At 69.3% G+C, this 9,984-nt stretch carries 9 protein-coding genes, 1 tRNA gene and 1 riboswitch; of the genes, 6 read left to right on the top strand and 4 right to left on the bottom strand.

Annotation, left to right across the window (positions count from 1 at the left end):
* Positions 1 to 248 precede the first annotated feature (248 nt).
* The 3 genes from QM597_RS03645 to gcvP all read left to right on the top strand — a co-directional run bounded on the left by QM597_RS03645 (position 249) and on the right by gcvP (position 4,777).
* On the top strand, positions 249 to 1,508 hold the full coding sequence (locus QM597_RS03645; RefSeq protein ID WP_415003513.1) for a DUF445 domain-containing protein: 1,260 nt from the start codon (positions 249 to 251) through the stop codon (positions 1,506 to 1,508).
* 89 nt (positions 1,509 to 1,597) lie between these two features.
* Positions 1,598 to 1,682, top strand: a tRNA-Leu gene (locus tag QM597_RS03640).
* 99 nt (positions 1,683 to 1,781) lie between these two features.
* A riboswitch (glycine riboswitch) is annotated at positions 1,782 to 1,877 on the top strand.
* A gap of 68 nt (positions 1,878 to 1,945) precedes the next feature.
* The gene (gene gcvP / locus QM597_RS03635; RefSeq protein WP_415003512.1) at positions 1,946 to 4,777 is read left to right on the top strand and encodes an aminomethyl-transferring glycine dehydrogenase; all 2,832 of its coding nucleotides are present in this window, start codon (positions 1,946 to 1,948) and stop codon (positions 4,775 to 4,777) included.
* Positions 4,778 to 5,019: 242 nt separating this feature from the next.
* Here gcvP and QM597_RS03630 read toward each other — a convergent pair whose 3' ends face one another.
* Positions 5,020 to 5,805, bottom strand: coding sequence for an alpha/beta fold hydrolase (locus QM597_RS03630; RefSeq protein WP_415003511.1), 786 nt, complete (start codon positions 5,803 to 5,805; stop codon positions 5,020 to 5,022).
* A gap of 35 nt (positions 5,806 to 5,840) precedes the next feature.
* On the opposite strand from QM597_RS03630, the gene QM597_RS03625 reads away from it, so the two are divergent.
* Positions 5,841 to 6,206 carry a hypothetical protein gene (locus QM597_RS03625; RefSeq protein WP_415003510.1) on the top strand — a complete coding sequence of 122 codons (366 nt, stop codon included), beginning with the start codon at positions 5,841 to 5,843 and terminating at the stop codon, positions 6,204 to 6,206.
* Entirely contained in the window at positions 6,199 to 6,594 is a 396-nt protein-coding gene (locus QM597_RS03620; RefSeq protein ID WP_415003509.1) for a hypothetical protein, read from the top strand. Before QM597_RS03625 ends, QM597_RS03620 begins: the two co-directional genes overlap by 8 nt.
* Here QM597_RS03620 and QM597_RS03615 read toward each other — a convergent pair.
* On the bottom strand, positions 6,572 to 7,063 hold the full coding sequence (locus tag QM597_RS03615; protein WP_415003508.1) for a precorrin-2 dehydrogenase/sirohydrochlorin ferrochelatase family protein: 492 nt from the start codon (positions 7,061 to 7,063) through the stop codon (positions 6,572 to 6,574). The genes QM597_RS03620 and QM597_RS03615 overlap by 23 nt on opposite strands.
* Positions 7,045 to 7,842, bottom strand: coding sequence for a phosphoadenylyl-sulfate reductase (locus QM597_RS03610; RefSeq protein ID WP_415003507.1), 798 nt, complete (start codon positions 7,840 to 7,842; stop codon positions 7,045 to 7,047). Before QM597_RS03610 ends, QM597_RS03615 begins: the two co-directional genes overlap by 19 nt.
* Before the next feature lie 139 nt (positions 7,843 to 7,981).
* Between QM597_RS03610 and QM597_RS03605 the strand changes: the two genes are divergently transcribed.
* Positions 7,982 to 8,602, top strand: coding sequence for an L-threonylcarbamoyladenylate synthase (locus tag QM597_RS03605; protein ID WP_415003506.1), 621 nt, complete (start codon positions 7,982 to 7,984; stop codon positions 8,600 to 8,602).
* A gap of 159 nt (positions 8,603 to 8,761) precedes the next feature.
* On the opposite strand, the gene QM597_RS03600 is transcribed toward QM597_RS03605, so the two are convergent.
* Complete coding sequence (locus QM597_RS03600) at positions 8,762 to 9,697, bottom strand: DUF808 domain-containing protein (RefSeq protein WP_415003505.1); 936 nt, start codon at positions 9,695 to 9,697, stop codon at positions 8,762 to 8,764.
* Positions 9,698 to 9,984 lie beyond the last annotated feature (287 nt).

Raw genomic sequence — 9,984 nt, 5'->3', positions numbered from 1 at the left:
CGGTGATCCGTGGCCGGAATCCCGAGGCAGGACGGTACGGAACCTGCTCGGGATGATCCTTCAACAGGTCGTCGCAGGTGACGTAGAGTGCGGTCGCCAGGGTGTCCAGGTTAGCGTCCATCGCAGGTGCCCCCTTCAGGGGTTCGGCGTTCGGGTAAGCAACGCTGAGTCTGGACACCCTGGTCTCTGAGGTCACGCAGCCACGCCGAAGGCCTTATCTCCCCGCATCAATCATCTAGTCTGCTTGCGTGTCTGCTTCGTTCGCGGTGCCGCCGGAGTTGTCGGCCAAGGATGCCGAGCGCCGTCGTTCGCTGCGCCGGATGCGTCTGGTGGCGACGTCGTTGCTGGTCGTCACGGCGGTGATCTTCGTGCTGACCCGGGACGCAGAGGGTGCGCTGGGCTATGTCAACGCTGCAGCGGAGGCCGCGATGGTCGGTGCGTTGGCGGACTGGTTCGCGGTGACCGCGCTGTTCAAGCATCCGTTAGGCCTGCCCATCCCGCACACGGCGATCATCCCCAAACGCAAGGAGTCGCTGGGCGAGAGCCTGCAGGACTTCGTCGCGGACAACTTCCTGCAACCCCAGGTGGTCCGCGAGCGGGTGCTGGCGGTCGGGGTGGCCGAGCGGGTGGGGGCCTGGGTGTTGGAGCCGGGGCACGCCGAGCGGCTGGTGCGGGCCGGTTCGCGCATCGTGGCGCACGGCCTGGACCGGATCAGCGACGACGACGTGGCGGCCCTGGTGCGCGACGTGATCGTGCCGAAGCTCAGCACCGAACCGCTAGGGCCGGCTGCCGGGCAGATGCTCGCAGAAGTGGTCGCCGACCGCGCGCACACGGGCGTCGTCGATCTGGTGACCGACGAACTGCACCGCTGGCTGGTCAGCAACGAGGCCGAGGTGACCTCCATCGTCGAGCAGCGCGCGCCGTGGTGGACTCCGCAGTGGGTCGACGAGCGCGTGGCCGCGCGGCTCCATCTGGAGGCGGTGCGCTGGGTTGCCGAGGTGCGCGACGACCCGCAGCACCGCGCACGGGCGGCTTTCGACGACTGGCTCGGCCAGTTGGCGCACGACCTGCAGTTCCACGGCCCGACCCGTGAGCGCGCCGAACGACTGAAGGAGCGGGTGCTGGCCCAGCCGCAGGTGATCGCGACCTCGATCTCGCTGTGGACGTCGTTGAAGGCGGTGCTGGTCGAGGCCCTGACCGATGACGGCCTGCTGCGTCGCCGGGCGGTCGAGGAGGTGTGGGCCGCAGCACAGCGGTTGCTGGACGATCCGGCGCTCGCCGCACGGGTGGACGATCTGGCTGCGGAGGTGGCGTCATATGCCGTCGAGCATCACGGTGGCGAGCTGGCGACGGTGATCTCGGCGACCGTCGAACGGTGGGACGGGGTCGAGACCGCCAAGCGGATCGAGTTGCACGTGGGCCGCGACCTGCAGTTCATCCGGATCAACGGCACCGTCGTCGGGGGCCTGGCCGGGCTGGCCATCCACGGCCTGTCGCACCTGATGTGACCGCCGCACCCCGGTTCGGGAATCGGGCGGGTCTTTGCTAGACTGGCTCGCGCTGCCGGAGCGGGTCGTACCGCGCCAGCACCACACCTGTCCGGGTGGCGGAATGGTAGACGCGCTAGCTTGAGGTGCTAGTGCCCTTCAACGGGCGTGGGGGTTCAAGTCCCCCCTCGGACACAGAAAAGCGGCGGGCCACACGGCTCGCCGCTTTGTTCGTGTCAACCGCGATGCTGGCTCTTGGCTTCCGCGAAGGATTGGTAGGCTGTGCCAGCCGATCAACGCCGTGTGGGAGAGACTGACCCGCACCAGGGCAGCGCCGAAGGGGCAATTCCTCCCCGGAACCTCTCAGGCATCCCGGACCACGCGGACGAGGCGATTCTGGAGGTCTGCCGACAGAAGGGGAGGGGAAGATCACGTCCCCGACCCCATCTGGAGTATCCGTGACCACCTCCTCCTTCGTCGAGCGCCACATCGGCCCCCGCCCCGCCGAGATCGCCGCGATGGTCGAGCGAGTCGGCTTCGACTCGCTCGATGCGCTGATGAGCGCCGCAGTTCCCGCCGGCATCCGCACCCGGCAGGCGAGCGCGGTCACGGCCCTCGGACAGAGCGAACAGGACGTCCTGGACCGGCTCCGCGCCCTCGCCGAGCGCGACAACCCCGGCGTGTCGATGATCGGTGCCGGATACCACCCGACCGTCACGCCGCCGGTGATCCGCCGCAACGTGCTGGAGGACCCCTCCTGGTACACCGCGTACACGCCCTACCAGCCGGAGATCTCCCAGGGCCGCCTGGAAGCCCTGCTCAACTTCCAGACCATGATCGGCGACCTCACCGGATTGCCGACGGCGAACTCCTCGCTGCTGGACGAGGCGACGGCGGCGGCCGAGGCGATGACGCTGGTGCGGCGCGCCGTCCGCGGCCGCGACCAGGCGCCGGTCGTCATCGACACCGGCCTGCACCCCCAGACCATCGCGGTGATCGCCACCCGCGCCGAGGCCTTGGGCATCGAGCTGATCCACGCCGACCTGCGCGAGGGCACGCTGCCGGTCGACGACTGCGCGGGCACGATCATCGCCTACCCGCGCACCGACGGCGTGATCGTCGACCCGCGACCGGTCATCGAGGCCACCCACGCCGCCAACGGCCTCGCGGTCGTCGTCAGCGATCCGCTGGCCCTCGTGCTGTTGGCCTCGCCCGGATCGATGGGTGCCGACGTCGCGGTCGGCTCGGCCCAGCGCTTCGGCGTACCGATGTTCTACGGCGGCCCGCACGCGGGTTTCATGGCCGTGCGCGCCGGCCTGGAGCGGCACCTGCCCGGCCGCCTCGTGGGCGTCTCGGTCGACTCGGCGGGACGGCCCGCCTACCGGCTCGCCTTGCAGACCCGCGAACAGCACATCCGCCGGGAGAAGGCGACCTCCAATATCTGCACCGCGCAGGTGCTCCTGGCCGTGGCGGCATCGATGTACGCCGTATACCACGGCCCCGATGGCCTGCGCGAGATCGCCGCGCGCACGCACGCCCAGGCCGCCGCCATTGCCGGGGGTCTGCGGGCCGGCGGCATCGAGTTGGTCGGCGATACGTTCTTCGACACGGTGACCGCCCGTGTTCCGGGCCGTGCTGCCGGCATCGTTGCGGCAGCGCGCGAGCGAGGCATTCACCTGAGGGCGCTCGACGCCGATCACGTCGGCGTCAGCGCCTCGGAGACCACGACCGGGGAGCACGTCGTGAGCGTGCTGCAGGCCTTCGGAGTCGACGCTCAGGCGGGACATGCCGACTCGGCGCTGCCCGCCGGCCTGCTGCGCACCGACGAGATCCTGACCCATCCGGTGTTCGCCGAGCACCGCAGCGAGACCCAGATGCTGCGCTACCTCAAGAAGCTCAGCGACCGCGACTATGCCCTCGACCGGGGAATGATCCCGCTCGGCTCGTGCACGATGAAGCTCAACGCGACTGCGGAGATGGAGCCGATCAGTTATCCGGGTTTCGCCGACCTGCATCCCTTCGTGCCCGCCGAGGACGCGGCCGGGTTCATCGAGCTGATCGACACCCTCGAGACGTGGCTCGCGGACCTGACCGGCTATGCCAAGGTCTCCATCCAGCCCAATGCCGGATCGCAGGGCGAGTTGGCCGGGCTGTTGGCGATCCGCAGATATCACCGCAGCCGCGGCGAGGAGAACCGCACGGTCTGCCTCATCCCGAGTTCGGCGCACGGCACCAATGCGGCCTCGGCGGTCATGGCGGGCATGAAGGTCGTGGTCGTGGCCTCCACCGACGACGGCGAGGTGGATCTGGCCGACCTGCGCGCCAAGTGCGAGCAGCACGCCGACGACTTGGCGGCGATCATGGTGACCTATCCGTCCACGCACGGCGTGTACGAGCACGGCATCACCGAGTTGTGCGAGGTCGTGCATGCGCACGGCGGACAGGTGTACGTCGATGGTGCGAACCTCAACGCGCTCGTCGGGCACGCCCGGCCCGGTGAGTTCGGTGGTGACGTCTCGCACCTGAACCTGCACAAGACGTTCTGTATCCCGCACGGCGGCGGCGGGCCGGGCGTCGGCCCGGTGGCGGTGGCCGAGCACCTGACGGCTTTCCTGCCGACCCATCCGCTGCATCCGGATCCCGCCCGCCGCGAGGGGCTGGGTCCGATCAGCGCCTCGCCGTACGGCTCGGCCGGCATCCTGCCCATCCCGTTCGCCTACATCGCGCTGATGGGCGCCGACGGACTCACGCAGGCGACGTCCGTGGCCGTGCTCACCGCGAACTACGTGGCCCGGCGGCTCGGTGAGGCCTATCCGGTGCTGTACTCCGGCGACCGAGGCCTGGTCGCGCACGAGTGCATCCTCGATCTGCGCCCGCTCACCAAGGAGGCGGGGCTGAGTATCGACGACGTGGCGAAGCGGCTCATCGACTACGGCTTCCACGCCCCGACGATGAGCTTCCCGGTGGCGGGCACGCTGATGATCGAGCCGACGGAGTCCGAGGACCTGGCAGAGCTGGACCGTTTCTGCGATGCGATGCTGGCGATCCGCGCGGAGATCGACGCCGTGATCGCCGGGGAGTCGGCCGCCGACGACAATGTGCTGGTCAATGCCCCGCACACGGCGCGCTCCCTCGTGGACTGGACACATGGCTATGCGGTGGCCGAGGGCGTGTTCCCCGCCGGAACGACCGATGACAAGTACTGGCCGCCGGTCGGGCGCATCGACCAGGCCTACGGCGACCGCAACCTCGCCTGCTCCTGCCCGCCCCCCGAAGCCTTCGCCGAGTAGGGAGAGCACACCAACAGAGGATCCGGTTCCGCCGTTAGGGAAGTGCTGATCAATGGCCGATGCCGCTCATTGTCCCCCGCAAGCGGGAGGTACCCCCAGTGCGGAGCGAGGAACGAGCGGAGCCTCGAAATGAGCTGCGGTTGGGGTCCCTTCGAGGCTCGCAAGCGGTCCCTGAGGTGCGAGGAGCTTGCGACGAGCCTCGAAGGGCGCACCTCAGGGACCGAATTCGCCTGCTGGCGGAGTCAGCCGGCAGGCGACGGCGTTGCTGGCGCAGGGAGCGAACCCGATTGCGTGCTCCACCACTGCACGATGCGGTCCACGACCGGCTCGGGGGAACGGACCCAGCGCACGTGATCGGTCGTGCCCTCGGGTCCGGCGGCCTCGCGGGTGAAGGTCCAACGGGTCGTGAGCGACGGGTCGCAGAAACGTTCGACGTAATCGTCGGTGGCCGCCGAGACCGCATACGGGTCGGCCTGGAGCTTGACGATGAGCGTCGGCACGTCGATCCGGCGCGGCACGGGAAACGGCGGCCTGCCGGTCAGCGCCCACCCGGCCCACTCCCGCATGAGGGTGCGGGCGCCCGGCGCGCCGAAGGCAGGCTTCGGCAGGTATCCGAACACGGTGGTCAGCGGCCACGCGGTGACTCCTGCGGCGATCAGATGGACACCCGCGTGCGGGTAGTTGCGGAAGAACGGCGTTGACGTGCCGATGCCCACGATGGCGTCCGGGCCGTCACTGCCGATGCACTGCCCAGCCGCGATCTGACCGCCGAGGCTGTGACCGAGCACGATCACCGGACGTCCGGGATGTTCTTCGCGCGCCTGGCCGATGGCCGCAGCGAGGTCGGCGATCTCGTCGGTATAGGACCAGTCGTGGTGCCACGACGCGCGCGGTTGGCCCTCCTCGAAGCCCCGGCGGATCAGCGCCCTGGCTGCCCATCGACGCGCCTCGAAGCAGGCCACGAGCGGGGCGTAGTACCGCGACCCGATGGCCATGGCGGGGTTGACGAGCACGATCGGGTTCTGCACCGGCCCATCATCGCAGGTGTGAGAAGATCGCCGACGTGAACGACCCCATCGCCTATGCCGTCGCGGGCTACGCGCTCGTCGCGGCGTTCCACGCGGGGTGGCTGCTGTGGCGCGACGAGCCGTTCACCAACGGGCTGTTCTACGTCATCGCGGTGCTCGAACTGCTGCTGGTCGCCCTGGTGATCGGTGGTTCGGTCGCGCTGGCCCGTACCGACCGCGACGTCGACGGCGTGCTGTTCGTCTCCTACCTGGTGACGACCCTGGTCATCCCTCCTGCGGCGGTGATCTGGGGCATCGCGGAGAAGTCCCGCTGGGGGACCGGCGTGGTGGTCGTGGCGATGCTGACCGTCGCGGTCCTGATGATTCGGGTGCTGGGGATCTGGCAGGGGGCGTATGTCTAAGACGCAGGACGGCTTCGGCCGGGTGCTCGTGGCGGTGTATGCAGTGTTCGCGCTCGCGGCGTCCGCGCGGTCGATCTACCAGCTCGGCGCGAAGGCCGGCGACGCGCCGGTCGCCTACGGACTGTCGGCCGTCGCCGGCGTCGTCTACATCGTGGCGACCTACGCGCTGGCCACCGATCGCCGTCGCCTCGCCGTGGCCACCATCGGCTTCGAGCTGGCCGGCGTGCTCGGTGTCGGACTGCTCAGCCTCCTCGACGTCGGCCTGTTCCCCGATGCGACGGTATGGAGCACCTTCGGCGCGGGATACGGGTTCATCCCGCTGGTGCTGCCGTTCATCGGGCTGTGGTGGGTACGCCGCCAGGGCCTCACTCCGGCGGCGACTGCCTGAGCAGGTCGACGATCCGGTCGCGCAGGCGCACCGCACGCCGCGCGCTGCCTTCACCGCTGACGGCGATGGTCCCGCCCTCGACCCGCGCCACGGCAGGCATCCAGGCCGTCGCTCCTGCGGGGTCTCCACCTTTGAGGCACCAGACCCGGCGTGCCTCGGCGTCGGCCGCGACCACATCATCGACCGGCGAGGCCGTGGCGGTCTGCACCAGCCACGCATCGTCGAGATCGGACTCGACATAACGCCGTGCGTGCCAGGCGAGGGCACCCTCGCCTGCCAGCGCGATGAGGGTCGCAGACGCCTCGGGAGCCACCACCACGACCTCGGCATCGGCCGCCAGGAAGGTGCGGACCCGGCGAGTGGCGACCGTGCCGCCGCCGACCACGAGCACCCTTCGCCCGTTGACCCGCAGGCTGATCGGCAGCATCGACAGGGACTCGCCGATCTGCATCAGGTGTGCAGGCCGCACTCGGTCTTCTCGAAGCCGGCCCACCGTCCCGCACGGGGGTCCTCGCCCGGCGCGACCCGGCGCGTACAGGGGCGGCAGCCAATGGACGGATACCCGTCGCCCACCAGCGGATTGACGATGACGTCGTGCTCGCGGGCGTAGTCGAGCACCTCGTCGAAGGTCCAGGAGGCCAGCGGGTTGATCTTGACCAGCCCGTTCTTGGCATCCCAGGTGACCCACGGGGTGTCGGCGCGGGTCGGCCCCTCGTCGCGGCGGACGCCGGTGATCCAGGCTTCGTACTGCGCCAGTGTGCGGGTCAGCGGCTCGACCTTGCGCAACCGGCAGCACAGCGCCGGATCGCGCGCGAAGAGGTCCGCTCCGTGGGCGGCGTCCTGCTCGGCGACGCTCTGCTCGGGCCGTACGTCGACGATGGTCAGCCGCATCGACAACTCGACGGCCTCGCGGGTGCCGAGGGTCTCGGCGAAGTGATAACCGGTGTCGAGGAAGAGCGTGTCGACCCAGGGGACATACTCGGCGACCACTGCGGGCAGTACGGCATCGGCCATGGAGCAGGCGACGGCCGTACGCAGTCCGAAGGTTTCCGCGACCCAGGTGAGCACCTGCTCCGTGGTGGTGTCGGGGGAGTCGAACCGGCGCTCGGCCTCCTCGGCCAATGCCCGCAACTCCTCGGCGGAACGCCGCCGGGTCTCGAAGGTCTCCCGGCGTGCGAGGTGGGCCGCACGCTCGGCATCATGGCGCTTCTGACGTTCGCGGCGTTCGGCGAGACTCACGGTGCTCACGGCGCATTCCCTTCGACGGCGGACTCCGTCAGGGTAGAACCGCCGCGCGAGCCGACAGATTCCCGCCCGTCCGCTATCCATATGCCGGAACGAGTCCATGTGAGATGGATCACCATGAGGGTCGGCGTAGGGTCGGGCTATGGCCCGCTTCATCGACATCCATCCCGAGAACCCCCAGCAGCGCGCGGTCGACCAGGCCGTGACGGTGCTTCGTGACGGCGGCCTGCTGGCCCTGCCGACCGACTCCGGCTATGCCCTGGGTGCGCAGCTGGGCAACGCGGCGGCCTTGGAGCGGATCCGGTCGATCCGCAAACTCGACGGCAAACACCACTTCACGCTGATCTGCCACGATTTCGCCCAGCTCGGCCAGTTCGTCCACATCGACAATGCGGTGTTCCGCGCGATCAAGGCGGCCACACCCGGTCCATACACGTTCATCCTGCCGGCCACCCGCGAGGTGCCCAAGCGCATGCTGCACGCCAAGAAGAAGACCGTGGGTGCCCGCCTTCCCCGCCACGCGGTCACGCAGGCCATCGTCGGCGCTCTGGGCGAGCCGCTGCTCACGAGCACGCTGATCCTGCCGGGAGAGTCCGAGGCTATGACCGATGCCTGGAGCATCAAGGAGGCCCTGGAACACGAGGTGGAAGCCGTGGTCGACTCCGGTGACGTCAGCCCCGCGCCGACCACAGTGATCGACTTCGTCGACGGCGTCCCCGAGGTCGTACGCGAAGGTGCCGGCGATACGTCGCTGTTCGTCTGAGCCGCCCACGGCAGGCTTCGAGGTGGGGGTACCTCCCGCTTGCGGGGGACGCTCGGTCCTCGCGGGTCCTGAGGTGCGAGGAGCTTGCGACGAACCTCGACGGGCGCACCTCAGCCAGCGGAATCTCTCAGGTGCCGAGGTCGTCTCCCGACCGACGGCCTACCGGGAACGCAGGGCCTTGATCCCGTGGACCAGCGCCACGACCGCCGCGCCGACGGCCAACCCGAGGATTGCCGATGCGGCGGTGTTGGTGAGCCAGCCCACGAGAGCGCCGGCGGCTCCGGCGGCCTCATGGACGGTGTGCTCCAGGTCGTGAACCCCGCCGTAGAGCGTGTGCCAGCCGAGGTCGTCGGTACCGACCAGGAGAATATGGCCGCCGACCCAGAGCATCGCCACGATGCCGACGGTGGCCAGGGTGGCGAGCACGACGGGCATCCCGCGCACGAGCAGATGACCGAAGGCTTGGCTCGCCGAGGAGGCGCGCCGGGTCAGTGCCAGGCCGATGTCATCCATCTTGACGATGAGCGCGACGACCCCGTAGACCAGTGCCGTGATGGCCAGAGCCACGACGACGAGGATCAACGCGCGCGCCGCGAGCGGCTCGTCGGCCACCTCGTTGAGCGCGATGACCATGATCTCGGCCGACAAGATGAAGTCGGTGCGCACAGCGCCGCTCACGACGGCCTTCTCCTGGTCGGCTCCGGACACACTGGCCGGCTCCTCATGCCCGTGCTCGTGGCCGGAGACCTTCTCCCAGACCTTCTCGGCCCCCTCGAAGCACAGGTAGGTGCCGCCGCACATAAGGATCGGTGTCAGCAGCCACGGTGCGAACTGGCTCAGCAGCAGTGCGGCGGGCAGGATGAAGACGAGTTTGTTGACCACCGAACCTGACGCGATGCGCCGGATGATCGACAGTTCCCGCTCCGGGGCGAGGCCGTGTACATAGCGCGGCGTCACCGCCGCGTCGTCGACCACGACCCCGGCGGCCTTGGCGCTGGCGCGGCCGGCTGCTGCACCGACGTCGTCGAGCGAGGCGGCTGCCAAGCGGGCGAGCGCCGCGACGTCGTCGAGCAGCGCGACCAGTCCGCCGCTCATCGGGTGCGGCCATCGGTCAGGGGAGCAGTAGTCACGCCGCCCAGCCTAGAGAACGGCCGCTCAGTGAGCCAGCATCATTGCGATCGACGCGGCCTAGACTCACAACCACTGACCCGCACGATGTCGATAACCTCCACCACACAGCGGGACATCACCGAATCCGCCGAAGCAGTGTCGAACGATTCTGTCGGCGGGCGTCGATAGGGTTTCGTCTGTGATGAGGGTCGAGTCCGCTGTCGCCGGGGTGAGTGCCGCGTGAGCAGTCTGGGGCACTTTGTGTGGTCGAT

This window comes from Aeromicrobium sp., assembly GCF_047607065.1.
Lineage (GTDB): Bacteria > Actinomycetota > Actinomycetes > Propionibacteriales > Nocardioidaceae > Aeromicrobium.
Note: the sequence above shows the minus strand (reverse complement) of the source record. Positions and strands in the feature narration are given on the sequence as shown.